We start from the raw sequence: 26,359 nt of genomic DNA, 5'->3' as shown, positions 1-26,359 counted from the left end.
TCAGAGCTCCGCAAAGTTCTTGAGGAGTTCACGTCCGAAATGATGGCTCTTCTCGGGGTGGAACTGCACGCCCCACACATTCTCGCGATTCACCATGCACGTGAAGCGCCCGCCATATTCGACCGTCGTCGCAGTATCTTCCTCTCGCGCATTGTCGAAATAGAAGCTGTGGAGGAAATAGTAGCGGGGGTTTTCGATCTTCCGCAAAAGGCTAACGGGCCGCGCGGCAGTGACGTCGTTCCAACCCATGTGCGGCAGGGGCAGCTGATTCTGCGCCGACCATCGCCCAGTGAGCGACCGCACGACGCCGCTGATCCAGCCCAAGCCGGGCTTGGTCCCTTCCTCGCTACTGTCGCCCAGGATCTGCATCCCGACACAAACACCAAGCACGGGCACCTTCTGCTCGAGCACCAGGCGATCGAGCATCGACCGCATGCCCGACGCGGCAAGCAGGTCCATCGCGTGATCGAACGCTCCGACGCCGGGCAGCAGGATATGATCGGCTTCGGCCAGCTCCTCGGCTGTCCGTGCTGCCTTTGCCCGGATGTTGAGCCGATCGTAGAGCGTCAGAAACGCTCCCACGTTCCCCAAGCCGTAGTCTACGATATGGATCACCGGATGATCGCCCTCTGGATCCCCAGCGTGCGGAGCACCCAGGCCCCGAGGCTCATAACCGGCATGATGTTCCGATAGTCGCGATAGGTGTGCTTCGGGGCCTCGAACATCGCCTGCAGCTCCGCGCTCTCAATACCGAGCTTGGTAGCGATATAGTCGAAATCCTGACGCACCTGCTCATCCGAATAGGGCGCCTTCTCGATCCGCTCGAGCGCTTCGTCGCGCGCCAGCTGACCGGTCAGAATGAGGCTGGAGAAGTGCGCGCGGCGCTTGTCATAGCCAAACCGTGTGCGCAGCCAGTAGCCCTCGTAGAAGCGCGTGAAGCGCGATTCATAGTGCTTGTGCGGGTAGCGCTGCCATCCGTACCGATCGACTAGCTCCTGCATCGCCGCTTCCTTGCGATACGGCACGGAGTTGAGCGGCTTGACTACCCGGACTCCCTTCACGAACCGGTAGAAGAGCTTGAACTTCAGGATACCGGCCAATGGGAACTTCTTGAGCGGGCGCTTGCCAAACTTCCGGTGAATGTCACGCAGCTGCATTAGATCCGACGCATGATAGTGCCATTCCAGCGGCTCGCGCACGCATTCGGTGGAATAATTGGCACCAGTCAAGATGTACTTCACCTTATTCTTCGCCGCAAAATTGTATAGGCCAGCAAAGAAGGCATGATCTTGCGGCGTATCCAAGTGCGGAACACCTGCCTTGAAGAAGGCAAGCTGTAAGTCCCTCATTTCGGGCCAATCAACAACCTCAGTGTAGAGGTCTAGACCCAGGCCATCCACAAGCTTTTCGATATTATTCACGGCCTCCTGGGAGTTCCACCCAGCATCGACGTGATAAAGCAATGGACGAAGGCCAAATTTTTCCTTGGCGAGATAGACTAGGTAGCTACTGTCGACACCGCCGCTCAGACCGATCAGGCAATCGAAATCTTTACCGATTCCATCTTTCTTGATCTGCTCGACCTGAGACATGATCTCGCGCTCGCCGCGCTCATCGGCATGCCAATTCGGAAGAATATTGGAGTAATAGTTCTCACAATATTCGCAGCGCCCGTTATCATCGAACCGAATCTGAGAATCGCTCGTATCCATTATGCAATTGTTACAAATCTGATACGGCCGCGCGTGCTCTTCAGAAGACATTGGGATTATAGCTCGATGGTTTGAATCGGATTTTCCTATCGGCTACAAAATTCTCGCTGGCAAGCAAGATGCGGCACTGCAACGATCATTATCCTAGGGCTTTCAGCTCTGCCAGCAACCATTCCGCCGCAGCTTCTCCGCCGCCGCATCGCGCAATCGAGCATGTCAGCGCCCCACCGCCTTCGTAATCCAGTTCCATGAACGAGCTGTGGCTTGCGAACACGCTAACCGCCGGGCGGTCTTCCTTGGCACAAACGATATCGGCCAGATCCAGCAGCGTATCCTTGCGCACATCATACACGTGTGCCGGGTGCAGCTTCACTGCGACCGGCAGGCCCGATCCGGCACGGAAGCGCGTGAGAAAGGCAATCTCCTCATCGATGTGCGGCGCGGAAGAGGCAAGCAGCAGAATGTCCTGACGGACTGCCGCCGGAGCCGCAGGCTCCCGCTGAAACAGGAACCATCGTTCGACGCGGAAATAGGCCGCAAACAAATCCACAAAGCGCTCAGCCCGGACGCCGAGCATCTCCACCGTGCCAAAGCGATGCGGGAACTCCAGCGTGCTGGAGAGGAACCCGTGCTGCACGATGCACAGCCGGCGAGAAGCGTTGGAAAGCAGAAAGGCCCAGCGCTGATAGTGGTCGTCCGTCCAGACGGCACGTTCCGGATTCTCGGCCGCGAATGCCGTCAGCAGCGCAAGCGCGGTCGCGTCTCGCATATGCAGCAGCAAATCGAAGCGCCGGCCGGAACGCGCTGACAGGACACGGCCGTAGAGCAGCGCAATGGCAAGTGCGCAGCGAAGCACTCCCCGCACGCCGATCGCGGATGCAAGCTTCGCCGGGGTCAGTTCTGCGAAAAGCGTCGGCGGCCCTTCGCTCGCCGGCGCCTGCGCGATCGCATCCAGGATCAACGCCCGATTGCTGGGCACGGTCGGCAATAGACAGACATCGTCGCCGAGACGCGCACTTCGGATGGAGCGCCCTGCGGCAAGCGCGAGATCGGCTATCTGCCGGAGTGCGATCGCGCCGGCAGCCGCAACAAGAAACGGAAGATAGAGCCTTCCCACCCGCCGCCGAAGTGCGATTTGCGCCATCGGCTTATAGTTCGGCATCCAACCGCGAGCGGCCTCGCCAACCATGTTCTCCCGCCGATACTGGACGTCTAGAGCGCGCTCATTCTCCAACGCTCGGAACACAAGTCCGGCAATCGCACCCGGCCGGGCCGGCGTGCGTGGCTCACGCATGCTGATATTGGGAGATGGCGCGAACACCGCCGCCGGTCAGCGCAAGCCGGCAAATCGCGTACACCAACAGATACTGCAGAATGTAGATCGGCAGTTCCCACGGGATGAGCGTTCCCCGCAACATACTGAACATGCGCAAGAACTCGAGCAGAAAAACCGGGATCATCGGCAGGTTCATGCGGATAATCGCGCGACGAAACAGCCAGCCGATTACGCTCGCGTAGATTATGAGCGGGAGGGGTTCGAGCAGGATACCGTAATAGTTTAGGTAAAGCTCGGTTTCGAGGGGCCATTGCTGCGTGGCATGCTCCCGATACCATTGCTCGGGGAAGAACTCCTTGGTCAGCATTACGCTGATATCGAAATCGTCGTCGACCCCGGCATAGCCGAAAATCTGCAGCGGCTTGATCAGGACCTGATAGCTGGTCGTGAACCAATCCGGATTGCGAGTCCCCACGATCCAGTCATGAAGTTGATAAGTATTGAAGTACCCGATCAGCATTTCCATGAAGAAAGCGGGCGAGGCATAGAATCCCCCTGTACGGATCAGGGTCCCCAGGTAGAGTAGCACGAAGAATATGACAGCAAGCCGCCCAACCCATTTGAGGCTGAAACGCAGCTTCATCAAATAGGGCGCAAGGTAGATCATAATCAACACGATGAGGCGGCTTTTGAATCCGGCCTGGAAGGACAGAATGATCAGCAGCGCAAGGAACAGCAGGACGAGCCTGCCCTTGCGCTGGGCGTGATAGGTCATCACGCCGAGCAGGAACACCGCGGCAGTTCCAACGGGCGCGATCGCCACGTTCAACAGGCCATAGCCCTCGCGCTTGGACAGATAGGTCTCGCTATAGTCCGACAGCCACTGACCGATGCCCGCAGTAGCCTGGATGAACCACACAACCAAGAATATGGATATGCCGATCGTCGCATAGACGATGGGCGGGCTGACCTCGGCTATCTCCAGCTTGACGGATGGCTGCCCGACTGCGGACGACTTGGCGCCGCCGCAGAAGAAATAGAGCGCGAAGTACAAAACGAGATAGGTGACCTCGATCTGATACAGCGTATAGGTGGCGAACGTATCCCAGAACACAGTCTGCCCCCAGGGCAGCTGATACTCCCACCCGATCATGGACAGGATGAAGTTCAACCCGCACGATACGACCACATAGAGTCCGTAATATGCGAAAAGCATATTGTTCGGATGGAAGACGCGGTCTGGCGGGAAGGCGAGATAGGTGAGGACGATGATCAGTGCGAGCGACACCCCGCCCCACGGCGCAAAGCCGATGAGCAGATTCAGCGTGATCAGCGCGGGGATAAAATAGATACGAAACATCTAGCGCGCGCCTCCAGCGCTCGGGAAAACGGAAATTCCTCGAACCTTGAGCAGTGGAAATACCAGATAGATCGCGAATCCGACGAACCAGACGCCAAGTAGAACTTGCCGCACGGCGAAAGGAATATCGGGATCGAGCCCGATCAGCAGCGGTAGCCCCCCTATCGCGAGATGGCGCGCCCCTGCACTCACCGACAAGAGTTCAATGCCTTCGAGCTTCTTGACTAGCATCATACACCCGAGAGCCATACCGACATAGGCGATCACGACCGACCAAGCGGCGATCGAGAAGCCAAGAGACGGGATCAGCATCAGATTCAACGCCATATTGACCGCCATACCGAGCGTGGCGACGACCGAGACGACGCCTGGCCGGTCCCGGAACGCGAGCACGCGCACCCAGATCTGGAATAACCCGAGCGCCATCCCGGCATAGGCGACCACGGGAATGATCGCAAACGCGGCCGAATATCGGTCGGGCAGGAACAACCACGCCGCAAGCTCCCCGAATGCCATCACCCCGGCGAAGCACAGCGCCGTCAGCGCAAAGACATCGTCTGCGCCTGAGACAAGGGCCTTCTGGTCATCGCCTTTGAGCTGATCGAAGAAGCTGCGATTCACCGCATTGGTCAGCGCTGTCGCCGCGATCAGCGGCAGCATGCCGAAATTGTAAGACAGGCTGAACAGTCCTGCTGCTCGCTCTCCCTGGTAATGCTCGACGATTATACGCGACACCTGCGACAACAGGGTGAGGCTCAGCATGTAGGGCGTGATCGGCATGGCATAGCCAAGCATCTTGCGGATGTAGGGCACCGAAAGCTTTAGGTTAAAGCGAAACATGCCCGAGAAGATGAAGTAACCGATCACGGGCAAGGCACCCGCCACGTCTCCCAGGATCAGTGCGAAGCCGCGATGCGAAGTCATGAACATCAGCGCCACCATGGTCACCGACACAGAAGCGATGGCGCGGATGATCGTGGCGCGCAGAAGGAACATGCCGTTCTGGTTATAAGCCGCAAATTGCGTGATGAGACTCTCGAAGATGAAGCCGTGCGTGACGAAGAGCAGGCATAGCCAGGTTGTCAGCGGCCATTCGGAGGAGCCGCGCTGGACCACCCAGGCCGCCACGCCAAGGAATATCAACGAAGCAAGCACAAGCTCGACCAGGACGGTGGAGATCATCACGTCATTGTCGACATCGTCTTCGTATAGATATCGCCCCACCCCCAGGTACAAGTTCACGGATATAATGCTGGCGAAGATCCAGATATAGGATGAGAAGACGCTGTAGAATCCGAATTCCGCCGGATCGACGAAATAAGAATAGACGAAGACCGAGAACAGCTGAGCAATTTTGCTAAAGAGCATCGAGCTCGTGTACAGCGCACTCTGCCGCAACAGCGGAGTGTTGATCAGACGAAAGATCATCTTCACCGGGGCGGTTCGCAGAATATCCTTAGGCGACACTGCCTGCGCCCCGATCCCTAACGATCGCGTTCATGCGCGCGAACAGCTTCTTGTGCCCGGCCACGCTGAGATGGTGGAAGTCAGACATCATCTCGGCTTCAGTGAAATCCGCAGTCGCGACGTGAGGGCGCACCTCGAGCAACTGGTTGTATGCGTCCACCTGCGCGGTAATACCCGGCAATTGCTGCTCATAAGCCGAGGAAGCCGGCGGTATGGTGATCCACCAGATCCGCCCAAAGGTCTGCTCGAACTTGTCGAGATAGACGCGATAGGTGTCGATTGGAGTGTAGGACAGCTTGCGGAACTTGCGGATGGTCGCCGCATTCTTCTGCACCAGCTTACCAATCATTCTCCCGACAAGCGGGAGCGCCTTGATCGCCTGCAGCTCGATCTCCTTGAGGGCCCGGGGGGCACAATCGACAATACCGGACTGCACGAAGCAGAAATCCGGACGGACGGTCCTGTGAAAATAGCTCGTATAGTTGAACAGCCGCTCGATCGTGGCGCCGCCATGACCATAGTGGATGACATCATAATCCGGGTTCGCCGCCTTCAGCTGGGCGATGTAGCTTTGCTCATATAGCACCCATTCAGGCTCCGACCGCGGGAACCCGAGAGAGTCAGTGATGATCAGGATTGTGGGACGAGGCACCCTTGTCTGCATCCGGGCGTTATTGATCGGAACCGTAATTCGCGATCCGCTTGTAGATCGGCCAGTTCGCCAGTTGCTCGTCGAGAGTGCAGAGCCCGACGTCGCCGTCTAGCATCACCTCGACCTGGCGGTAGAGCCCCGGCTTGAACTGTTTGTCGAGCGCGTCGTCGAGCTCGATTTCGACCGGCGCAACCTTGCCGAGCGAAATATACTGCAGTCCTTCCAGCGGGCGAAAGATCAGGCGCTTGCTGGGGAGCAGCACTTCGACACCCCAGCGCCCGGGCGCCGCCCAATTGGCATGGTAGGAGAACAGCGCGCCGCTTTCGGTCCTGCCTGCGCCCACGAAGGTGGATGCGGAAGGATGCCACGCCAGGCCGCCCGAGGTCAGCGCGTAGAGTTCCGTCGGAGAGCCAGCGAGATGGAAGGCGAGATCGATCACATGGGTCGAATTGCCGACGAGCCAGTTTTCCTTCACCCCCGGTGCCTTGGGGATCCTCTCGATGATATGGCTCCACTCGTTGAACTCGAAGGTCAGCGAGCGGACACCGCCCTCCTCAGCGATGATGCGCCGCGCCTCGATCACCGATGCATAGAAGCGACGATTATAGGCGATATACACTTGCGCGCCGCGCGCACGCGCGGTCTCGGCGAGCTGAGTAAGCGCGGCCTCGTTGAGTGCGCCGGGCTTCTCCACCAGCAAGCGCAGGACACCAGCATCGATCAACGCGCGCGCAACGGGTGCCAACTGCTCCACGGTAACCGCGACGATTGCCACTTCCGGCAAGACGGGGGCCGTCGCAAGATAGTTCTCGATACCACCCGCCACGCATTCCGCGCCGGTCTTCTCCTGAAACCGCGCGGCGGAAGCCTCGCTTCGCCCGACCACTGTGATCGGCACCGACATCGCGGTCAGCACGTTCCAATAGTCGACAGCCATCGGGCCAGAGCCGACGAGGAGAACTGACTGAGAATGCATGCCGAAGGTGCCTCAGGTAATCGGGCAAATATTTGCAGGCTGGCCTATATAGCGTGCAGCGAACGACGCAAGCGCACGCACGAAGGGCACGTGGCAGGCAGCCGATTCCGCATAGGTCGGCAACTGGCATTCGCCCCGGCTCAGCAACCCCTCGGCAATCTGGGCGCCCACATCGCTGAGGAACGGGTTGGTGAAATCTTCGGTCGTCCAGCGCTTCTCCGCATGATCGCCGAAAAAAGCAGTTCCGGTTGCCTCATCCAGCACGCAACTGCGCCCTTCCGCGCGCAGCTCAATGATGATCGGCTCCCCGGAATCGCCACGGGAAGTCGCTTCGAACCGGCCGCTCGGCGAGGTTCCCGTCAGCGTTCCCGTGAATTCGTGGAAGCCCGACCGTTTGCTCGCGATCACCTGGGGATCGAGCGCGTCGGTGGAGAACGCGTTGACGGTCTCGCCGCCGAGAAAGGCATAGAGGTCAAGGAAATGAACCCCGTTGCAGCCCAGCCCCCACTCGCCGCCCGACACGTTCATCTGCCATAGCGGCCGCCCCGCGAAAAAATCGCGCACCCTGTCGTAGATGGGATAGGCCCTGCGGGTGCAGTTGACCCATACCGAGGTTCCGCAGGAGGCAAAAAGTTGCTGCGCCGCGTCATAGTGCGCAAGGTCTTGGAACAGCACTTTCTCGAGTAGCAGATACCGCACCGAGGAGGCACCCAACAGCTGCTGCAGCACCTTCCACCGCACATCGGCGGCGGTCGCGACGATGACATAGTCGAGAGCCCTCGGCAGCTCGGTCAGTTGCTGGGTGAAATACAACTTATGATCCGCGCCCTGCGCAATGACCGATGCCCTTTCCCGCGCGGTGTCGAGCGAGGCGGCTGAAGGGTCCATCACCCATATCTCGCATGGGAAGGTCAACTTCATCAGGGCCTGGAGATGGCGGCTGCCGAGCTGTCCGGCACCGATGACCGCGAGTTTGCGCATGGGATCTCTCAGAGTGAAAAGCCGTCATCGACGACGATGTTCTGGCCGGTGATGTGCTCGGACAGATTAGAAAGCAGAAAAACCAACGTACCGGAGATGTCGTCCTTGTCGAGCATCCCCTTGCTCGCGCAGAAGCTGCGATACTTGTCGAGGAAGGGCTCGGGCTGCCCGTCCAATATGCCGCCCGGGCTGATCACATTCGCCCGGAGACCCTTGCCGTAAAAGTATTTCGCCATGTAGCGAGTCAGGTGGATGACCGCCGATTTGATCGCGGCATATTCGACCGGCATCGTCATCGGCGTGCCTTCATACACCTCGAAACGGGGCGCCATCACGCCGTAGATCGAGGCGATGTTGACGATATTCCCGGGCACTTTCTCGCGCTCGAAATAGGCGGCCAGGCGCTGGCTGACGAGGAACATGCCCGCGACGTGCTGCGAGAGGTTCTCGCTGAAGTCCTGATAGGTGACCTCCTCGAACTTTCGGCCGTAATTGGCGTTACGCGGATACGCGCTGTTGACGACCGCATCGATCCGCCCGCGATCCGCATGGACCTGCGCGATCATCGCTTCGACGGAGTCGGTCGAGGTGATGTCGAGCTGCGCCACGCCAACCGGGCGCCCCGTCTCTTGCGCGATCGCCTGCGCTGCCGCTTCCGACTGGGCGAGGTCCCGATCCGCCACGACCGGATAGCCGCCCTGGCGTGCGATCGCCGCGCAGAATGCCTTGCCGAGGCGCCCCGCCCCACCGGCCACGATCACCGTGTTGTCGGCGAGCAACGCGCCGGTCTCGAGCTTCATCAAATTTCTCCGGCGCCAGCGCGCCCCATGAGTTGCTCCACGAGCAGGAAATCTACTTCGCTGTCGATGTCGATCGAGCGCTCCTCGGGCATTACGTAAAGGCGCGTGCCATCGGAGAAGAGCGAGCTGCCGCTTTCCAGTGCCGCGCGCCGCCATACATAGATGGAGGCGTTCATGTCGAAGCTGGCAGGCGCGTCCTGCCGTCGCACCACCTGCGCCAGAGGCGCCTTGGAAAGACGGGGCACGCCGGCGGAATCGAGCTCGACCATGTTGAAATAGGGCGAGCGACGGGCCGGCATCGCCGTGATCACATTCGTCGCGCCGGGATCCTCGAGCATCGCGACCGAATTGCGAATGTCCTCGATCGAGCGCAGCGGCGACGTGGCGTCGAGGTCGACGCAGATGTCAAACCGCGCGCCCAGCTGGCGCTCCACCTCGGCGACGCAATGCTGGATCACCGGCAGCTTGGCGGCCGTGTCCGTCGCCAGCTCGTCCGGGCGGCGGACAAGGCACATCGCACCATATTCCCCGGCGATCTTGAGGATCTGATCGCTATCGCTGCTCACCGCGACGATGTCGAACAGGCCCGACGCCACGCCCTGGCGGACGCTGTGCGCGATCAGCGGCAATCCATGCAGCATCCGGACGTTCTTGCCCCGCACGCCCTTCGATCCCGCGCGTGCGCATATCGTGCAGATCCGCTTCATCCCGCCACCCATTCCCTTCGTTCGGTTGCCCGCTCCGCGGCATCGATCAGCCGGAGCGTGTCGAGCCCATCCTCCAGGCTGCAGGCGTCCGCATCGGCGCCCGCGAGCAGCGCCTTGTGCATCTCGCGATAGGTCGTGTCGCGATCGACGGTGAGCGCTTCCGGCACGCCGTCCACCGTCAGCGTGTGGGCCACCAGGTCCAGCGCATAGGTATGCGCCTGCGTGTTGATCACCAGCTGGCGACGGGCGGCGCGGTCCAGATAGCTCATCTGCACAGTCACCACTGGGCAGGACGCCGTCTGCAGCAGCAGCGCGTACACGTCGTCGCTCGCGATCTCGAGATCGCTGAAATGTCCACCCAGCGCGGCGACGCTGCGCCAGCGCCCGAGCAGCCAGCCGGCATAATCCAGGTCGTGGCTCAGGTCTCGCAAGGCGCCGCCGCCGAGCGAAGCGTCCGCCGAATAGCTGGTGCGATAGTCGGTACCTGGCCGCCAGTCGGGCAGATATTGCCCCACATAGATGTTCGTCGAGATCAGCGTCTCTCCCTGCAGCAAGGCACGAAGCTTTTGCAGGCCCGGGTGAAATCGAAGATTATAGGCGACCGAAACTGCCGCGAAGCGATGCGCCGGAACCGCGCACGGGGCCTGGAAGGCCGGCTTCTCGATCAGCACGCGCCCTTCGAAGCCAAGGGCGGCGAGCGCCGCCAGGGTGTCATAATGCGCCGCGGTCTCGTTCGCGATCACCACATAATCGGGCCGATCGGTCTCGAGCGTTTCCTCGAGCGTGCGGCGCCCGCGGGGATGCTCGACCGGGCGGCGGCTGACCACCGAGACCTGGCAGCCCAGCTCCTCGAGGATACGGGCGTGACGCTGACCGATCGAACCGAAGCCGATCACCGTCGCCCGGCCAGCCCCGGGGATGGCCTCAGTTGAAGAGAGCGGCGAAGTCGGCATTGGCGCGCTCGTATTCATGCGGCTGCCCGACATCAAGCCAATAGCTCTCCACGTTGTAGGTGCGCACCAGCTTTCCGGCGCCCACCGCCTCGGAAAAGAGCGACGGCATGTCGTAGAACTGGTTCCGTGGAATGAGATCGAGGCATCCGGGCGATATCACGTTCATCCCCGCGCTGATCGTGTAGCTGCTGACCGGCTTTTCCTCGATCGCGACGACGCGGCCCTCGCTTTGCCGCACCACGCCGAACGGCACCTGCATGTCATAGGTGCGCACGCCGACGGTGATCTCGGTGTCGTGGCCGACATGGTCGTCGATCATGGCGCCAAAATTCTGCTTGGTGAGCACATCGGCGTTGGTCACCAATATCGGCAGCGCAGGGCGCTCGGGCAGCAGGCCGAGCGGCCCCGCCGTGCCCATGCGCTGATCCTCGCGCAGATAGCGGATGTCCGCGTCGAACCGCGCGCCGTCGCCGAAATGCTCCTCGATCTGCTCGCCGAGATAATTGACCGCGATGTAGATGCTGGTGAAGCCCTGCCCCACGAAGTTCCGCACGATGGTCTCGAGCAGCGGGCGCGGCCCCACGGGAAGCATCGGCTTTGGCGTCGACTTGGTCAGCTCGCGCAGGCGCGAGCCCAAGCCGCCGGCCATGATCACCACCCAATTGTCGCGGGCCGTCGGCGCCAGGAAATCGTCGATCAGGCGGAGCCCGATCACGATCCCGCGCTCGTCCAGCACCGGAATCTGATGCAGCGCAGCGCTACGCATCGTCGCGAGGATGCTTTCCGTGCTGTCCGTCGCCGAGGCACAATGCGGGTGCTCGTTCATCGCCTCGCTGACCAGCGACGACAATTCGCCCCCCTTCAATAGCGCGCGGCGGATATCCCCGTCGCTCAGCGTGCCCAGCAGTTTGCAGTCCGGCGACGCGACCAGCAGCACCTTGGTGCCCGCCTGGTTGAGCATGACGAGCGCGTCGCGAAGCGGCGCATCAGGAGCGACGAGCGTGCTCTCCCAGTTGTTCACTGCAATTGCCCCATAATTCTTGCCGGCACCCCGGTCAGAGTGCCGTAACCTTCGAAATCGCGCGTGACCACGGCCCCCGCACCTACCACCGTCTCGGGGCCGAGGCTCCGGCCCTGCAGGACCGTAGCGCTCGCCCCGATATGACAGCCATCTTTCAGAATGACGTCACCGCACAGCACCGCCGCCGGCGCGATATGCGACCAATCGCCGACCTGGCAGTCATGCTCTACCACGCTGCGCGTGTTCACGATGCAGCCCCGCCCGACCTGGGCCCCGGGCTGCACCACGCTTCCCGCCAGCAATTGCGCGGTTTCCTCGATCTCCGCATGCTCCGAGACGATGGCGCTCGGATGCCGCACCCCGACGAAGCGCCACCCGTCCCGCTCGAATGCTTCCTGCGCGCGCCGCCGGATGGCGGTGCTGCGGACACCGCCGATGCCATTGACGAGCAGGACCTCGCCTGCGGTCACGCGTCCCCGGAAATCACCTTCCTGCACAATGGCGATGCCGAAGATATGCGCGCCGACCTTCGCCGGATCGGTCTCGAGAAAACACTCCACCCGGCTGCCCCCGGCCTGCAGCGCATCCGCGACGACCACGGCGTGCCCGCCGGCACCGATGATGGCCACGCGCATCCCGGTCACCGCGGGTAAACTTCACCTGCGGCGACGTCCTGGCGGGCAGCGGTGCCGACCAGCCCCCAGATCTCCGCGGGCATGAGCCCCTCTCCACAGCGCGCCGTGGTCAGATCTTCGCGGGACAGCACGCTGCCGGCGGCAACGTCGCGTGCCGCGATGACCTGCTGGCGCCCGGCACGGCGCGAATCCCATTCGCTCGGCTGCGGCGCCTTCATCCCGTCGCCGATCATGCGCTCGACCGCGCGGATCTCGCGGACCATCGCCGCGAACTCGCCCGGCTCGAGCGAAGCCGCGTGATCGGGCCCCGGGAGCGCGCGATCCATGGTGAAATGCTTCTCGACCAGCACCGCGCCCCTGGCCACCGCCGCGACCGAAGCCGTGGCACCCATGGTATGGTCTGAATAACCGACGGGCAGGCCGAAAGCGGCGCGCAGCGTGTCCATCGCCGCGAGGTTCACTTCGTCGGCGCGCGTCGGATATTGCGTCGTGCAGTGCAGCAGCGTCACGCGTCCAGCCAGGCTCGCCCGCCGCTCGGCCACGCTCCAGCTCCGCCAGACGTCGTCGAGCGACCGCGGCTCCTCCGTCTCGTTGAAGGCGTGCGACAACACTGCCAGCGCCTGCTCGACATCGGACAGCGTCGCCATGCCGGTGGAGAGGATCAGCGGAAGATTGGCCCGCGCATATTGCCAGAGCAGCGGCCCGTTGGTGAGCTCGCCCGACGGCACCTTGACCATCGGGATGCCCAGCCCGACCAGCAGCGCCAGGCTCTCGACGTCGAACGCCGTCGACATGAAGTCCATGCCCTTGGCCTCGGCGTGATGCTTGAGCGCGCCATGCCATTCCCAGGGCAGCTCGAGCTTGCTCAGCATCTCCTGCTGGCTTTCTTCGCCGCCGGTGGAGGCCGTCTGGTACGCGGCCTTGCCGACCTTGCGCGAGGTGAGCTTCGCCGCGTTGAACGTCTGGAATTTCACTGCGTTCGCCCCCGTCTCCGCGGCAGCGTCGACGAGCGCGAAGGCAAGATCGCGATCGCCGTTGTGGTTCACACCGGCCTCGGCAATCACATAGACTTCGCGCATCAGCGAATTTCCTTGATGATCATGAAAGCTTCCGCCGCCATCCGGCTGGACTGGCTGCCGCGTAACTGCGCCAGCGCGCGCATACAAGTTTCACTTCGCGGAAATGGAAAGGCGCCCATCTCGCCCTCGAACATCTCCATGATCGAAATCTTCTGGTCGAGATGCGCCTCGATGTCCACGAACAGGTTCGGGCGGAAGCCGGGATCCTCCGGCTTCATTCCGAACTCGGTCTCCGATACCGTCTCATAGGCGTAGACCGAGCGGACATAGGGATAGCGGAAGGTCTTCGCGCAGGCGACGGCGGCGTCATAAACGACGGCGTGGTCGCTGTGCGCGTCGTTGCGGTACGGCACGTAGAGTACGGATGCCTCGATCGCCGAGACTGCGCGACCCACGGCGCCGATCACATCGAGCAACGGCAGCGTTTCGAGGCGCATGCTCGGCAGGGCGCATTGGTGGACGCCGGCAAAGCCATAGGCCTTGGCCACAGCCTCGATCTCGGCCGCGCGGCTCGCCACCCGCTCGGCAGCGAAGCCGATCGCCTCCGAAATCTCGGTCACGATCAGCCAGTGGACGGCATCGCCTTCGGCGATGTGCCGAAGCAGCGTGCCGCCGCAGCCCAGCGTTTCGTCGTCCGGATGCGGCGCGATACAGAGGATCGTCCTGGCCATATCAGTAGGTGATGTCCTTGATGAGGAGCGCTTCGTCGATCGGCGTCGATGCGATGATCTCGGCGATGCGCGCCGAGGAGTGCCCGTCGCCATAGGGGTTCTGGCACGCGGCGACCATCGCGCGATAGTCGGTGTCGTAGATCGCCTTCTTCACGGCGGCGACGATTGCCGCCACGTCGTGGGGGACGAACTCTACATTACCCGCGTTGAGCCGGCCGGTCTGGCGGTTTCCGACATTCACCACCGGAAGCTTGAGCAGCGGCGCCTCGAGGATGCCCGCGCTCGAATTGCCGAGCAGGCACGATGCGCGGCGCAGCAGGTTGACGAACTCGAGCCTTGGGATGTTCTCGGCGGTGTAGAGGAACGGAAGGTCCCCGAACTCCTGGATCGCGCGGATCATCTGCTGCCCGCCCGCATCGGAATTGGGGTAGCTCAGCACGGTCGGCAGCTGCAGCTCGCGCACCGCTTCGAGCGTGGCGCGCATCTGCTGATAGGCTTCGCCGATCTCCGTCGACAGCGCGTGCTGGATCACCGCGAGCAGCGGCTTGTCGTCCGAGATCTCGATGCCGAGCCGCGCGGAGAGCTCCGAGCTCGACAGCTCGGGCACCTCGAGCAGGCGGTCGAGCCCGGGGTTGCCGACGTTGAACACCCGCTCGGGCTGCTCGCCGAGCCGCAGGATCCGCTCGGCGCTCGGCGCGCTCGTGGCGAAATGCAGATGCGCGAGCTTGGTGACCGCGTGGCGCACCTGGTCGTCGACATTGCCGACCACCCGGTCCCCGCCGGAGATATGGGCAACCGCGATGTTCATGTACGCGCCGACCAGCGCGGTGGTCATCGATTCCTCGCGGTCGCCCAGCACAATCAGCATGTCAGGGTTGATGCGGTTTACCGCCTGCACGAGCCCCTGCAGCTGAATTCCAAGCCCCTTGACGCGGCACGCGGGGTCGTCGCCGTTGAGCAAACTATGCACCTCGTCCGCGATTTCGAATCCGTCCGCACGGATCTCGTCAATGGTCCGGCCATAGGCTTCGCTCAGATGCGCGCCGGTCGCGATGATCTTCAGATCGAGGGCCGGGTGCCGCTCAATTGCACCGAACACCGACGACATGATGTCGTACTCGGAACGAATTCCGGTAACCCCGAGGATCAGCTTTTTTGATTTACTCATCACCAGCTCACGATTTGAGATAGTTGCGCCACTCGGGGCCGCAATTGAAAAGGATGTCTACCGCCGAAAGTCCTCCAACAAAACCGATCTTTGGATACATCTGTGGATAGGGTTCAACCGTCGCCGGCGCACGAAACTCTACCTCGACGCCAGCTGCCGCGAAATCTTTGAGAATCATATAGTCCTTGCCACCGGTACCCGAAATATAGTGCGTCGCACCGACTTCCTGGCAAAGGTTAAGTACTAAATCGGAAGCCTTGCCAGTGGCTTCCATTTCACTGCTTTTCGACCAGGGCGTGGCAATGTCGAACCACCGCATCATCTGAAGCGTCAACTCGATGTTCAGCGCAGAAAGATTATCCCATTCCTGCATGAAGATCTCGTCTAGGTCGGATTCGAACCGCGAAAAATCCCTTGCCTTGGCGTAAGATTGTTTGATCGATTGCAAATGCTTTTTACGCCAGTCGGCGCTGTTCTGGATCGGCGTGTTGCAGATCTTTTGGCCGAGACTTTGCTGCACCGGTACCGTGAGCCACAATGGCCCGTTCCCAGTCTTCACCTGGTTGCGATTTTGCAGACCGTTCTTCTGAAAATCCACGCTGTCGAGAAAGATGAAATGATCGCTCTCCGCGATCTTCAGAAGATAGGGCAACCAAGGCAGATATTGTGGTTGATGGATCGATACCCGCATCATGCACTCGTGCGCGCCGCCGTCCGCACCGCTTCGACAAGCGTTTGCGCGACGTAGATGGCGTCGTCCTCCGAAATGCGCGGGTGACACGGCAGGCAAAGGTGTCGGCTCAGCAGCGCCTCGGTGCGGGGAAGCGTGCCTTCGGAATAGCCGCCGATCGCCCGGAACACCGGTTGAAGATGTAGCGCCGGCTGATAGGCCCAGTCCACCGCAACGCCTTGGCCCATCATATATTCGGTCACCGCGACACGATCGATCTCGGGATCGAGCAGCAGCGGCACCTTCCAGAACGACGAGTTCTCAAGGCTGGCCGGCATCACGAGCCGGATGCCGTTCTGCCCCGCCAGATCACGAGCATAGACCGCGGCGACCATGCGCCGGCGATCGAGATACTCATGCAGCCGCGCCAGCTGCGTGCGCCCCACCAGCGCAGCCATTTCGGTCATGCGCACGTTGCGCCCCGGCATCAGATACTGCTCAGTCTTCGCCGTCATATCCCTGCCGCGATGCTGAAAGCTGCGGGCAAACGTCGCGATTGCGTCGTCGTCGGTGGTCAGCATCCCCCCCTCGCCCGCCGCCAGCACCTTGGTGGAGAAGAATGAGAAGCATCCGGCATGGCCGAAGCTCCCGGCTTGGCGGTCGCCGATCCGGGCGCCCGGCGAGTGCGCCGCGTCTTCGATCAGGAAGATACCGCGCGCGTCGCACATTTCGCGGAACGCCTGGATTTCGGGCGCGATATTGCCAGCCATGTGGACGACGATCACACCTGCGGTGCGCTCCGTGACACGCGCCTCGACATCCGCCAAATCGAGACAGAGGCTATCGCCGACCTCTGCGAACACCGGAATGCCGCCAGACAAGTGCACCGCCATCCCGGTTGCGATGAACGTCTCCGCCGGCACGATCACTTCCCGTCCGGCCACGTTATAATATTGCAGCGCAGCCTCGAGCGTCGAGGTGCACGCATTCATCGCGATCGCGTGGCGAGTCCCCACCATCGCTGCGAATTCCTCTTCAAAAGCCCTCACATTCGGGCCCATACTGAGCATGCCATCAAGGATCTGGTCGACCCCCTCGAGGATACGAGCTTTGTCTTCCGCATTGAAATGCGGGTCAGCCATGGTGATCGATCGCTTCAATTGTCCAGTCCTTGCAATTGTCCCTTGCGGACCGCCGCGTAACGTCGGATCGCCTCACGCAGATCGGTGGGTGCGAAGCCCAGCACGCGCCTCGCGCAATCGACGTCGAAAACGAAGTCCCCTTGGGGGGCCTTGTTGTCCAGCAGCCTGATCTCAGCTTCGGCACCGAGCGCCTGCTTGACGATGTCCGCTATTTCGCGCGAGGAAACCACCTGGCCGGAACCGATATTGATCGGCACGAAGCCCGGCTCGACGGGCGCGTCGATCGCGGCGACAAGCGCCGCAACGCCGTCTTCCGCCGGCAGATAGTCGCGCCGGATTCGGCCTCCGGTAAATAGCTCGACCGGCTTTCCGGCAGCCAGCGTGTCGATCAGATAATCTGTAACCCCACCCCCATCGATGAATCCGCAAAGGCGCAGTGCCAGATACGTGCCGCCGTAGCGCGCCTGGAAAGAACGCCCCCAATTCTCGCTGTTTATCTTGCTTGTGGCATAAGGGCCTGTGCCGATCAGCGGAAACTGTTCGGTGACCGCAAGATTGTTGGGTGCGCCATAGACGACCTGCGAGGAAGCAAGGACGAAACGCCGCACGCGCGGCGCAAACGCCTCGAGCAGGCATATAGTCGTCTGCTCGTTCGCAGTGACATAGAAGCTCTCTTCGCGCCCCGGCTGCGGCCGTGCGCCTGCGGTCGCTCCGGCGAGATGGACGACCGCCTCGACATCGGGGAAGTCGGCGGCATCGATTCCGTCCGCCGCGAGGTCACGGCGGACCCAGCGGACGCCATCTAGTCCGCCGATCTCGGCGGGCGCATCCCCACGTGCGAACGCGACGACCGGGCGCCCCGATCGCGCCAGCGTATTGACCAGCCGGCTGCCTAGAAAACCGGCGGCTCCGGATACCAAGACTACCACGCGTCCCCCCACATTCGTCGGCGTTCGCCGGCCCGGGTACGACGCCCCTTCACACGACAAACCGGCACATGCAAAGTCAATTTGCGATGCGCCGAAGGTGACTGGTCATCCCGGCCCCGCCGAAGCGGAAATACCCACTTTCCCAGCCGCAAGCGCAAAAGGGTGATACCCCAAACCTTCAAAGTTGAGCGGGCGGCACGCTGCTGGGCAGGTTGACCACCCGCTCCGCGAGCCATTGCGCGTTGCTGAGGTCTCCCCGTATCGACTTCTCGTACATCGGTAAGTGGTTCATCAAGGCCCAGATCGGGCGCGTCATCACGCCTTGACCGTTAGTCTGGCCGAGCAGCGCGTCGCGTTGCTCGCGGCCTTCGCAAATCACGGCATTCAACCAGTAATTCGAACGGCACCCTTCCGGCTCCCGCACGAACTGATATTCGTTGCCGTCGAGCAGCGCTGCGTAGCGCTCCGCCAGCGCACGCTTTGCCGCGAGGAAGCCCGCGAGCTGCTCCATTTGAGCACAACCGAGCGCCGCGTTCAGATTGGGCATGCGATAATTATAGCCTACCTCGTCATGCACATATTCAAACGGATGCGCGACCTTCGCCGTGGTCGTAATGTGCTTTGCCCGTGCGCCGAGTGCGTGCGACGTCAACACCATGCCGCCGCCACCTGTGGTGATCGTCTTATTGCCGTTGAAGCTTAGCGTGGCCACCGCTCCGAAGGTGCCAGTATGGCGTCCATTATAGTAGCTCCCCAGCGATTCCGCCGCATCCTCCAGCAACGGGATGCCCCAGATCGCACAGACATCCACCAGCCGATCGAGTTCCACGGGATGCCCGAACGTGTGCATCGGCACGCAGGCTCGGATCGCGCGCTGGGCCTGCTTGGTACGGCAAAGGCCGTCATCGTCCACGAACGCATTCTCTTCGAGCCAGGCGGCCAGCGCAGCAGGAGACAGGCCCATGGTATGCCGATCGACATCGATGAACAACGGCTCGGCGCCGCAATAGGAGATCGCGTTGCAGGTTGCGACGAAGGTCAATGGCTGCGTCACTACCAGATCACCCGGGCCGACGCCCAGCAACCGCAATCCGATATGCAGCGCCGCCGTGCCGTTCACCGTCGCAACGGCCCGTTCGCAACCCGTGAACGCCTCGATATCGCGTTCGAATCGGTCGACGTAGGCGCCGACGCTCGACACGAAGGTGCTCTCGATCGCGTCCGCGACATATTTCTGCTCATTGCCCCGGAATGCCGGCGCGTGCAGCGGAATCGGATCACTCGTGCGATATTCTTCGCGAATGAACTGGATCAGGCGATCGGCGGTCCCGGTCTCAGACATTGTAAAGACCCGGCTTGTATTTCGCTAGATTGGCGGGTTCCACGAACCAGTCGATGGTCTTCTGGAGGCCGGCCCGAATGTCGACTTCCGGTTTGAACCCCGTGAGCTCGGCAATTTTGGCGTTGTCGCACCACAGGCGGAAGACTTCGGACTTTTCCGGCCGGGAGCGCTGCCGGTCCTCGATGAACTCCACATCGCTGTTCATGAGCTCGCGGATCAGGTTGAGCGTGTCGCCCACCGAGATCTCGAAGTTCGAGCCGATATTGACGGTCTCGCCTGCCGCCGCGTCACATTCGGCTAGCGCCAGGAAGCCGCGGCAAGTGTCGGTCACATAATTGAAGTCACGCGTAGTGGTGATGTCACCCAGCTTGATCTGCTCCTGGCCGCTGGCGATCTGGCTGATGATCGTCGGGATCACCGCGCGCGCCGACTGGCGGGGGCCATAGGTGTTGAAGGGCCTTGCCACGGTGAGGGGAAGGTCGAAGGCATTGTGGTAGCTCATTGCCATCGCATCCGCGCCGATTTTTGAAGCGCTGTAAGGCGATTGCGGCTGGAGCGGATGCTTCTCGTCGATCGGGACGTAGCACGCGGTACCGTACACTTCGCTCGTCGAGGTATGGATGAAGCGTCCGACACCATTTTCGAGCGCTGCCTGGCACATGTTGAGCGTGCCGGTGACGTTCGTGTCCACATAGCTCGCCGGCGCGACGTAGGAGTAGGGAATCGCGATCAAGGCGGCCAGGTGGAACACCAAATCCTGGCCCTTGGTGATGACGCGGCAGAAATGCGGATCGCGGACATCGCCCGAGACAATCCGAAGGGCATCGCTGGCGGCGACGTCTTCGAGCCAGCCCCAATAGTTGAAAGAATTGTACACCGAGAGTGCAGTGACCTCGTGGCCCTGCGCGAGCAGCAACTCGACCAGATGGGAGCCGATGAACCCATCCGCCCCGGTAACCAACACCTTTGCCATCTATGCTATCCCAATCGATCAGATTCTGAGTTTTGCAGCCGCCCCAGCGCGGAGATCAGCCTGCGCGCAAGTCAGGTGACGAAATCACGAACTCAAGCGGCGATTGGCCCTCTGGCGAGGTGACAATGAGATCGAGGTACTGAACCCCACATTGCGACGAAACCTGGATCGCGGTCGGCGTTTGCATCGTGCCGCCGCTGCCGAATGTCCCCATCCAGATCGTCGGCTCCGCAGCGGAGAGCGCGCACTTCAAGGCCCAGCGACCATCGGCGCCCGCAGGCCAGGACTGGCTCTGGAGATTCGACCTGAGATGGTAGGTCCCCGGACGCAGGAACAGCAACTTGCGTGCCGCGATCAGCTGCGCCCCGGAATCGAGAAGCACATGCAGGTCCGTCGTCTCGCCGCTTGCCTCTCGGCGCTGGAAGCCGACCGAGAGCGGCGCAGCACCCGTGAGCTGCCAGGAGACCGGCGCCCAGGTCGGCTTGGTGCTGTCCGGGTTGAAACCGGCAGCCGTAAGCAGTTCTGCCTTGGCGCCACGCATACCCAGGAAGGTTTGACGCAGCGTATCGAAATGCCTTTCCGCGCCAAGACCGACCAGCAGGAGGCTCTTGATGTTCTCGTTCGGATCGATACGCGGAGCAGCACCGGAAGCAGCCAATATCCGAGCCACAGTCTGCGAGTGCCCGCCGGCACGGATCGCGTAGCTCAGAAAAGCACCGATCCAGGAATGCCCCGCGCGGACCTGGCTGATGAACGCATTGCCGACTACCGGATCCTCGATCGCCTCGGCAAGGATTGGAAAGAGGATGCCTTCCGCGTCCTTCGCCGTAGTCAGCGCGATATTATAATGCTCCAGCGCCTTTGGAATGTCGTTGTTCTGAACCATCATCTCGATCAGCGCGAGCTGCGTGCCGAGATCGCGCCGCGACAGGCGAGAGGATAGATACAGCAGTTGCTCGGAAGAGGCGGCCTTTCCGCGTAGCTGCTCGGAAATTGCCAGAAGACGCACCGCACCCGCTGACAGCGGCGCCGAGCGAAGCGCGCGGTGCGCCACATCGGCCAGCGCATTCGCACTGGGGACCTGGCCCACCCGCTGAATCTGATTGTCCATGTTACGGACTAGGGCGCCTGCATCGTTTGCATTTAGGGCGAGCGCGCGCGGCGGGTTGTGATAACGCAGATATTCCACGGCGGAGAACAGCCCGGCCCAAGCCGACAGAGCGACGGTCAGCGCTGCCAACGCGACGCGCCCGGCTATACGCCCTGCGCTACCATTCCCCAAAGCAGGCATTATTTCAGGACCGACGTCTCGGCGTCGCCCTTGGCGTCGCCGCTGCCGCCATAGCCATAGCCATAGCCATAGCCATAGCCATAGCCCGCCTGGCGCGCCTTGAGCTTTGTCAGCACGGTGCCGAAGACATGGGCGTGGACCGAGCGCAAGCGCTCGAGCGACGCACGCAGGCCGCGAATAGCGACGCCTTCCGCCTGAGCGACGAAGATGCAGCCCTCGACCACGCGCGACAGAAGCGGAGCGTCGGCCAAGCCCAGAATCGGCGGGGAATCGATCACAACGTGGTCGTAATTCTCCAGCAGCTCCTTGGTGAGCGTACGCATCCGATCACCGCTGAGCAGTTCGGCCGCGCTGGGCGGTGTCGGCCCGGCGAACATCGCGCTGAGTCCCGGGCTGCCAGTCTCGACGACCGAGCCTGCCCACTCGTTCTCCCCCGCCAGGAAATTGCTGAGGCCACGATCGTTCGTCATGTTGACGAAATGGTGCAGCGAGGGCGAACGCATATCTGCATCGATGATGATGACACGCTTGCCGGTCCGGCCCAGCACTTTGGCCAGCGCCCAACTGGTCGTGCTCTTGCCCTCTGCAGGGTGCGTACTGGTCACCATGAACGCCCGGGGAACCCCGTGGTCCGTGGAGAAGGCCAGGTTCGACCGTATGCTGAGATAGGCTTCCCACAACACCGATTTGGTATCGTTGAGCAGGCCCAGCACGTCTTCGTCCTCGACGTCCGGAACGCTGCCCAGCAGCGGCACCTGCAGCGCTCGCGTGACCTGGCTCGGCTCCCTCAGGCCTTCGTCGATCTGCTCGAGTCCAAGCGTGGCGAGACCAGCCAGGCCCATGCCCACGAGCAACGCGAAGGCGAGGTTCAGCGACAGCTTCGGCGCCGAGGGCTTTTCGGGTACCTTAGCGACGTCGACGATCGCAATATTGTTCGCACCGACACCCGCGACGCCGATTTCCTTGTAGCGCTGCAACAGGCCGTCATAGAGCTGACGGTTGGTATCGGCTTCGCGCTGATAGATGTTGTACTGGATGGTATCACGCTGCTGCGTGTTCATCTGGCCCTTTAGCGCCTCGACCTGCGCGCGCAGGTTCTGCTCGCGCTCGAGCGCTTCGGTATATTCGCGCGAGCGGCCAGTGCGAACTCGCGCCTCTTCGCGGGCAATGCTCGCATCCAGGCTGCGGATCTGCTCCGCAAGCGCGCGCGCGGCGGGATAGCCAGGCTCGAACTGAACCAGAAGCTTCTGATATTCGGCAGCCGCCTCCGCTCGTCGCTGGCGCAGCATCGAGATCGACGAGGTGCCGGAAAGCGCCTCGGGGCTCGCGTTCTGGCCGCTCGCCTGCTGGCGGCTCTCCGCCGTCACTCGGTCCGCAGTTGCACGCGCCAGCGCATCGTTAAGCGCCTCGAGGTCGCTGGACACCAAGGTTCGGTCGACCTCGCTACGGCCATCCGCACCCTTGCTGCGCCCAAGGGCGACGATGCCCTTGCTCTGGGCATAGTTAACCGCCTCGCGCTCGGAATTCTCAACCTTCGCGCGCAGTTCGTTCAAACGCTCCTCAAGGAACTTGCGGGCATCCGACGTTGACGCGAATCGGCGATCGATGCTCGACTCGATAAACTGCTGGGTCCAGGTATTGGCGATCTGCGCCGAGAGCGTCGGCGATGCGCTCGTGAAGCCAACGTCAACGAGGCGCGAGTTACGAACGGGCTGGACCGCCACGTTCTTTAGAAGAAGCTGAACGGCAAGGGCTTCACGATTGGCGCGCTCCTGCGCCGTCACAGGTCCTTCGTCGCGGCCGAAGAACGAACCGTTACTGATATCGACGCCGAAGGCACGGAAGAACTCCGGGCTCGATCCGAGCTTCAGCGTGCGCGAGACGCGCTCGGCCAGGGAGCGGGCCGAAAGCAGCGAATACTGAGTCTGATAGAATTCCAGATCACGGCTGGCCTCGGGCGATTCGATGCCCTGGACGTTCGTGATGTTCTTCTGCTCGCGGCTGATCTCGATGCGAGCAGTGGCCGTATATTTCGGCGTCATCAGCAGGCTGATCACCAGACCCGCGGCGAGCGACGCCGCCACGATGCTCGCTATGACCCATTTCCAGCGCAGCACGATATGCCAGTACTGGAGCAGAATCGGGGCAGCGGAGAACTCATGACCGCCGCCCTCGACGACGGCGCCAGTTTGAGGCTGAACCGCGAGGTTCTTGGCGGCAGAAGTCTGAAACATATCGCTTTCTCAATAAATCACTGATGGCGGCGCGTTACTGCAGCAGCAGTATCAGGGGCGCGGTCAAGAGCGGCGTAGCCTGCAACACATCGCGGAAGACTCGCCGCGCCTGGGAGTCGCCGACAACGATCACGTCGTTGGCGAAGACCTCTGGGTCGCCATAATAGCCACTCCGGATCGCCTTCAAATTGTAGATGCCAGCCATCTGCTTGCCATCGACTGTACGGAAGACGATCACGTCGCTGAGGCGCGCGAATTCCGTCGCCCCCTTCGCCGTGGCGACCGCGCGCATCAGCGTCATCTTGCCGACGACCGGATAGAGGCCCGGCTCCTTCACCTCGCCATCCACGGTCATTACCTGGCTGACCGTCTCCTTGAGATTGACGGTAACCTGCGGATCGCGGACGAAACGCGAGCGAAGCCGATCCTCGATGATCTTCTCAAGCTCGCCCGGGGTCTTGCCGGCGGCCTCGATGATCCCGGCGAGCGGGAAGGAAATGCGTCCACCGGCATCGGTCTGAACTTCCTTCTTGCTTAGGTCCTCGATCCCGAACACGTCGATGACCAGCTTGTCGAACGGGCCGATCAGGTACGGGCGGTTCTGCTCGAACAGATCCGTGCGCTCGGGCGGCGGCAACTCGCCTTGCGCCACCTGGATGTTGGAGGGCGCGCCGGGGGTCATCAGCGAACGCTTGTCCCCGGTGCAGCCGGCAAGTGCGATGCAGATAAATAGAGGCAGGGCTAGTTTGATCATTGCGACACTCGTTGCGAACTCATGAACCCGCTATCTCCGGAGCGCCCGCTCCAGCCTTGTTTCGTAGCAGATATAGATGGCCGTTCCGGCTTCGCATGCCGTCGAGCAACCACACTGCCGCGACGACCGCGAAACAAGCTAGCGAAGGAACACGGAGAGGATAGTCACCCACGCTGGCAAAGCCAAGGATCAAAAGAACCACCGAGCCTAATCGGCCATAAGCCGCTGCCGAGGCACCGGTCGCCGCCTGCCGCCAGACCCGAAGGGAGGCGACCGCCCAAGCGACCACGGCGGTGACGAGCGCGAGCAGCCCGCACAGGCCGGCGGTGAGATAGATTTCGAGCCAGTCGTTGTGCGCATGGTTGACGTAAGTCGTGCGCAATTGGCTAAGCGGCTCCTGGATCTGATAGACCTGCTGGAACGACCCCAGACCGGATCCGAAGGGAAAGTAACCGGAAGCCATGTGAGCAATCGGCCCCCACATGCCGAACCGCGCATCCTCCGCCTGGCCAGGCGCGATGAGACGGTCGAATGCCTGGCCACGCGCGAGTAGGATCGTCACCGCGGCAACGCCGAGCACCGATGCACCCACGATCACGAGCGGCGCGATCGACCGGCGCGCGCCGCGCTTGAGCTGCCCTTCAATCTCAGGAGCGCGATAGAGGAACGGCACCGCAAGCAGCCCGAACGCGCCCGCGATCAAGCCAGCGCGCGAGCCCGTCACCAGGATCAGGGGAACGACGATGAGCGAGATTGCAACCGCCAACCCCTGCCGCACTCGAGCATGATCGACCATCCGAACCGGCTCCGAGGCGAAGAGCGCGAGCATCGGGAAGATGCATGCCAGGAACACCGCGGCGTGATTGCGGTTAGCGAACAACCCCACCGCCGAGCCACGGTTGGTGATCTCGTAGAAATAGAAGGCACTGCGCGAGCCGTCGAGCATCTGACACAGGCCGACAAGACCCGAAACGAAGCAGACCACGATCAGAACAGGCAGAATCCGCGACAGATCGCGCCGGCGCAGCTGAATTGCGAGAAGCAGCACAGCAAGCGGCGCGAACAATGAGAAAACGGCGTTCCAGGTCGCGCTCGGCACCATGCTGAGCGGCCGCCAGGTCGCCCCCTCCCCGCTGAGCCGGTCAACTTCAGCGAGAACGCCGCGCCCGGGGAGCAACGCCCAGATGCTCGGCGGCAACGGGATGAGCTGAATTAACGCAACGGCGAAGATGGCGGCTACGAAACCGAGGAGGAACTTGCTCGCGCGAAGTACCCCGGGTCGGATTGTCCAGATTGCGAAGCCGCACATAAGGACCGACAGCGGGCGCAGAAAAATCAGCGACTGGATATCACCACGCGCGCCACCACCGAAAGCGAACGTCACCGCCAGGAATGCTGACAGCACCCAGAATTGGGCCGATGCACGGTCCTCATCAGTCTTGCGACGCACCAAGTGAAACCACCGCGAATCTACTTCGGAAACCGCCCCGCGAGCCCCGATTGCATCCGTGCCCTAATTTCTCCGCCGCGGCGCGTCAACCCTACTCTGCGGCCATCACCGCAATA

General features: G+C 62.0%; 25 protein-coding genes. All 25 read right to left on the bottom strand.

What is annotated here, in order from left to right; genetic code table 11:
- Nucleotides 1-615, bottom strand: a complete 615-nt coding sequence (gene hisH, locus HZY97_RS00550; RefSeq protein ID WP_180139312.1) for an imidazole glycerol phosphate synthase subunit HisH — start codon at nucleotides 613-615, stop codon at nucleotides 1-3.
- The gene (locus HZY97_RS00545; RefSeq protein ID WP_180139309.1) at nucleotides 612-1,763 is read right to left on the bottom strand and encodes an N-acetyl sugar amidotransferase; all 1,152 of its coding nucleotides are present in this window, start codon (nucleotides 1,761-1,763) and stop codon (nucleotides 612-614) included. Before HZY97_RS00545 ends, hisH begins: the two co-directional genes overlap by 4 nt.
- An 88-nt stretch (nucleotides 1,764-1,851) precedes the next feature.
- A complete protein-coding gene (locus HZY97_RS00540) occupies nucleotides 1,852-2,901 on the bottom strand; it encodes a hypothetical protein (protein WP_180139306.1) in 1,050 nt (349 codons plus the stop codon).
- 97 nt (nucleotides 2,902-2,998) lie between these two features.
- The gene (locus HZY97_RS00535; RefSeq protein WP_180139304.1) at nucleotides 2,999-4,348 is read right to left on the bottom strand and encodes a hypothetical protein; all 1,350 of its coding nucleotides are present in this window, start codon (nucleotides 4,346-4,348) and stop codon (nucleotides 2,999-3,001) included.
- Nucleotides 4,349-5,776 carry a lipopolysaccharide biosynthesis protein gene (locus HZY97_RS00530; protein ID WP_180139301.1) on the bottom strand — a complete coding sequence of 476 codons (1,428 nt, stop codon included), beginning with the start codon at nucleotides 5,774-5,776 and terminating at the stop codon, nucleotides 4,349-4,351.
- A 28-nt stretch (nucleotides 5,777-5,804) separates the two neighbouring features.
- Entirely contained in the window at nucleotides 5,805-6,401 is a 597-nt protein-coding gene (locus tag HZY97_RS00525; RefSeq protein WP_180139298.1) for an SGNH/GDSL hydrolase family protein, read from the bottom strand.
- An 85-nt stretch (nucleotides 6,402-6,486) separates the two neighbouring features.
- A complete protein-coding gene (locus HZY97_RS00520) occupies nucleotides 6,487-7,443 on the bottom strand; it encodes a Gfo/Idh/MocA family protein (RefSeq protein ID WP_257214831.1) in 957 nt (318 codons plus the stop codon).
- A 12-nt stretch (nucleotides 7,444-7,455) separates the two neighbouring features.
- Nucleotides 7,456-8,424 (bottom strand): Gfo/Idh/MocA family oxidoreductase, encoded by a 969-nt coding sequence (locus HZY97_RS00515; RefSeq protein ID WP_180139292.1) that lies wholly within the window; start codon nucleotides 8,422-8,424, stop codon nucleotides 7,456-7,458.
- Nucleotides 8,425-8,432: 8 nt separating this feature from the next.
- The gene (locus HZY97_RS00510) at nucleotides 8,433-9,224 is read right to left on the bottom strand and encodes an oxidoreductase (protein ID WP_180139289.1); all 792 of its coding nucleotides are present in this window, start codon (nucleotides 9,222-9,224) and stop codon (nucleotides 8,433-8,435) included.
- Complete coding sequence (locus tag HZY97_RS00505; RefSeq protein WP_180139286.1) at nucleotides 9,224-9,931, bottom strand: acylneuraminate cytidylyltransferase family protein; 708 nt, start codon at nucleotides 9,929-9,931, stop codon at nucleotides 9,224-9,226. Before HZY97_RS00505 ends, HZY97_RS00510 begins: the two co-directional genes overlap by 1 nt.
- Nucleotides 9,928-10,884 (bottom strand): Gfo/Idh/MocA family protein, encoded by a 957-nt coding sequence (locus HZY97_RS00500; protein WP_180139283.1) that lies wholly within the window; start codon nucleotides 10,882-10,884, stop codon nucleotides 9,928-9,930. The genes HZY97_RS00505 and HZY97_RS00500 overlap by 4 nt, the downstream gene beginning before the upstream one ends.
- Nucleotides 10,856-11,905, bottom strand: coding sequence for a nucleotidyltransferase family protein (locus HZY97_RS00495; protein WP_180139280.1), 1,050 nt, complete (start codon nucleotides 11,903-11,905; stop codon nucleotides 10,856-10,858). Before HZY97_RS00495 ends, HZY97_RS00500 begins: the two co-directional genes overlap by 29 nt.
- Nucleotides 11,902-12,540 (bottom strand): acetyltransferase, encoded by a 639-nt coding sequence (locus tag HZY97_RS00490; RefSeq protein ID WP_180139277.1) that lies wholly within the window; start codon nucleotides 12,538-12,540, stop codon nucleotides 11,902-11,904. Before HZY97_RS00490 ends, HZY97_RS00495 begins: the two co-directional genes overlap by 4 nt.
- Before the next feature lie 5 nt (nucleotides 12,541-12,545).
- Nucleotides 12,546-13,619 (bottom strand): N-acetylneuraminate synthase, encoded by a 1,074-nt coding sequence (gene neuB / locus HZY97_RS00485; RefSeq protein ID WP_180139274.1) that lies wholly within the window; start codon nucleotides 13,617-13,619, stop codon nucleotides 12,546-12,548.
- The gene (locus HZY97_RS00480) at nucleotides 13,619-14,290 is read right to left on the bottom strand and encodes a PIG-L deacetylase family protein (RefSeq protein ID WP_180139271.1); all 672 of its coding nucleotides are present in this window, start codon (nucleotides 14,288-14,290) and stop codon (nucleotides 13,619-13,621) included. The genes neuB and HZY97_RS00480 overlap by 1 nt, the downstream gene beginning before the upstream one ends.
- A 1-nt stretch (nucleotide 14,291) precedes the next feature.
- On the bottom strand, nucleotides 14,292-15,458 hold the full coding sequence (gene neuC / locus HZY97_RS00475) for a UDP-N-acetylglucosamine 2-epimerase (RefSeq protein ID WP_180139267.1): 1,167 nt from the start codon (nucleotides 15,456-15,458) through the stop codon (nucleotides 14,292-14,294).
- A 7-nt stretch (nucleotides 15,459-15,465) separates the two neighbouring features.
- Nucleotides 15,466-16,152: a WbqC family protein gene (locus HZY97_RS00470; RefSeq protein ID WP_180139265.1), complete on the bottom strand. Its 687-nt coding sequence runs from the start codon at nucleotides 16,150-16,152 to the stop codon at nucleotides 15,466-15,468.
- Nucleotides 16,149-17,270 (bottom strand): DegT/DnrJ/EryC1/StrS aminotransferase family protein, encoded by a 1,122-nt coding sequence (locus HZY97_RS00465; protein WP_180139262.1) that lies wholly within the window; start codon nucleotides 17,268-17,270, stop codon nucleotides 16,149-16,151. The genes HZY97_RS00470 and HZY97_RS00465 overlap by 4 nt, the downstream gene beginning before the upstream one ends.
- A gap of 14 nt (nucleotides 17,271-17,284) precedes the next feature.
- Nucleotides 17,285-18,199 (bottom strand): NAD(P)-dependent oxidoreductase, encoded by a 915-nt coding sequence (locus tag HZY97_RS00460; protein WP_180139259.1) that lies wholly within the window; start codon nucleotides 18,197-18,199, stop codon nucleotides 17,285-17,287.
- Nucleotides 18,200-18,377: 178 nt separating this feature from the next.
- Nucleotides 18,378-19,541, bottom strand: a complete 1,164-nt coding sequence (locus HZY97_RS00455; RefSeq protein WP_180139256.1) for a LegC family aminotransferase — start codon at nucleotides 19,539-19,541, stop codon at nucleotides 18,378-18,380.
- Complete coding sequence (locus HZY97_RS00450; RefSeq protein WP_180139253.1) at nucleotides 19,534-20,514, bottom strand: NAD-dependent 4,6-dehydratase LegB; 981 nt, start codon at nucleotides 20,512-20,514, stop codon at nucleotides 19,534-19,536. The genes HZY97_RS00455 and HZY97_RS00450 overlap by 8 nt, the downstream gene beginning before the upstream one ends.
- 55 nt (nucleotides 20,515-20,569) lie before the next feature.
- Complete coding sequence (locus HZY97_RS00445) at nucleotides 20,570-21,754, bottom strand: hypothetical protein (protein WP_180139250.1); 1,185 nt, start codon at nucleotides 21,752-21,754, stop codon at nucleotides 20,570-20,572.
- A 50-nt stretch (nucleotides 21,755-21,804) separates the two neighbouring features.
- Nucleotides 21,805-24,039 carry a polysaccharide biosynthesis tyrosine autokinase gene (locus HZY97_RS00440; protein WP_180139247.1) on the bottom strand — a complete coding sequence of 745 codons (2,235 nt, stop codon included), beginning with the start codon at nucleotides 24,037-24,039 and terminating at the stop codon, nucleotides 21,805-21,807.
- Between the two features lie 34 nt (nucleotides 24,040-24,073).
- The gene (locus tag HZY97_RS00435; protein WP_180139244.1) at nucleotides 24,074-24,793 is read right to left on the bottom strand and encodes a polysaccharide biosynthesis/export family protein; all 720 of its coding nucleotides are present in this window, start codon (nucleotides 24,791-24,793) and stop codon (nucleotides 24,074-24,076) included.
- A 19-nt stretch (nucleotides 24,794-24,812) separates the two neighbouring features.
- Nucleotides 24,813-26,243 carry an O-antigen ligase family protein gene (locus HZY97_RS21100; protein WP_180139241.1) on the bottom strand — a complete coding sequence of 477 codons (1,431 nt, stop codon included), beginning with the start codon at nucleotides 26,241-26,243 and terminating at the stop codon, nucleotides 24,813-24,815.
- Between the last annotated feature and the right edge of the window lie 116 nt (nucleotides 26,244-26,359).

The organism is Sphingomonas sp. R-74633, from assembly GCF_013416555.1.
Classification (GTDB): Bacteria; Pseudomonadota; Alphaproteobacteria; order Sphingomonadales; family Sphingomonadaceae; genus Sphingomonas.
This window is presented reverse-complemented; position numbering and strand designations above follow the sequence as displayed.

Excerpts from the sequence above, each read along its gene's own strand:
- HZY97_RS00545 (WP_180139309.1), bottom strand. The coding sequence starts at position 1,763 with ATGTCTTCTGAAGAGCACGCGCGGCCGTATCAGATTTGTAACAATTGC.
- HZY97_RS00540 (WP_180139306.1), bottom strand. The coding sequence starts at position 2,901 with ATGGTTGGCGAGGCCGCTCGCGGTTGGATGCCGAACTATAAGCCGATG.
- HZY97_RS00535 (WP_180139304.1), bottom strand. The coding sequence starts at position 4,348 with ATGTTTCGTATCTATTTTATCCCCGCGCTGATCACGCTGAATCTGCTC.
- HZY97_RS00530 (WP_180139301.1), bottom strand. The coding sequence starts at position 5,776 with ATGATCTTTCGTCTGATCAACACTCCGCTGTTGCGGCAGAGTGCGCTG.
- HZY97_RS00520 (WP_257214831.1), bottom strand. The coding sequence starts at position 7,443 with ATGCATTCTCAGTCAGTTCTCCTCGTCGGCTCTGGCCCGATGGCTGTC.
- HZY97_RS00515 (WP_180139292.1), bottom strand. The coding sequence starts at position 8,424 with ATGCGCAAACTCGCGGTCATCGGTGCCGGACAGCTCGGCAGCCGCCAT.
- HZY97_RS00510 (WP_180139289.1), bottom strand. The coding sequence starts at position 9,224 with ATGAAGCTCGAGACCGGCGCGTTGCTCGCCGACAACACGGTGATCGTG.
- HZY97_RS00505 (WP_180139286.1), bottom strand. The coding sequence starts at position 9,931 with ATGAAGCGGATCTGCACGATATGCGCACGCGCGGGATCGAAGGGCGTG.
- HZY97_RS00500 (WP_180139283.1), bottom strand. The coding sequence starts at position 10,884 with ATGCCGACTTCGCCGCTCTCTTCAACTGAGGCCATCCCCGGGGCTGGC.
- HZY97_RS00490 (WP_180139277.1), bottom strand. The coding sequence starts at position 12,540 with ATGCGCGTGGCCATCATCGGTGCCGGCGGGCACGCCGTGGTCGTCGCG.
- neuB (WP_180139274.1), bottom strand. The coding sequence starts at position 13,619 with ATGCGCGAAGTCTATGTGATTGCCGAGGCCGGTGTGAACCACAACGGC.
- HZY97_RS00480 (WP_180139271.1), bottom strand. The coding sequence starts at position 14,290 with ATGGCCAGGACGATCCTCTGTATCGCGCCGCATCCGGACGACGAAACG.
- neuC (WP_180139267.1), bottom strand. The coding sequence starts at position 15,458 with ATGAGTAAATCAAAAAAGCTGATCCTCGGGGTTACCGGAATTCGTTCC.
- HZY97_RS00470 (WP_180139265.1), bottom strand. The coding sequence starts at position 16,152 with ATGATGCGGGTATCGATCCATCAACCACAATATCTGCCTTGGTTGCCC.
- HZY97_RS00465 (WP_180139262.1), bottom strand. The coding sequence starts at position 17,270 with ATGGCTGACCCGCATTTCAATGCGGAAGACAAAGCTCGTATCCTCGAG.
- HZY97_RS00455 (WP_180139256.1), bottom strand. The coding sequence starts at position 19,541 with ATGTCTGAGACCGGGACCGCCGATCGCCTGATCCAGTTCATTCGCGAA.
- HZY97_RS00450 (WP_180139253.1), bottom strand. The coding sequence starts at position 20,514 with ATGGCAAAGGTGTTGGTTACCGGGGCGGATGGGTTCATCGGCTCCCAT.
- HZY97_RS00440 (WP_180139247.1), bottom strand. The coding sequence starts at position 24,039 with ATGTTTCAGACTTCTGCCGCCAAGAACCTCGCGGTTCAGCCTCAAACT.
- HZY97_RS00435 (WP_180139244.1), bottom strand. The coding sequence starts at position 24,793 with ATGATCAAACTAGCCCTGCCTCTATTTATCTGCATCGCACTTGCCGGC.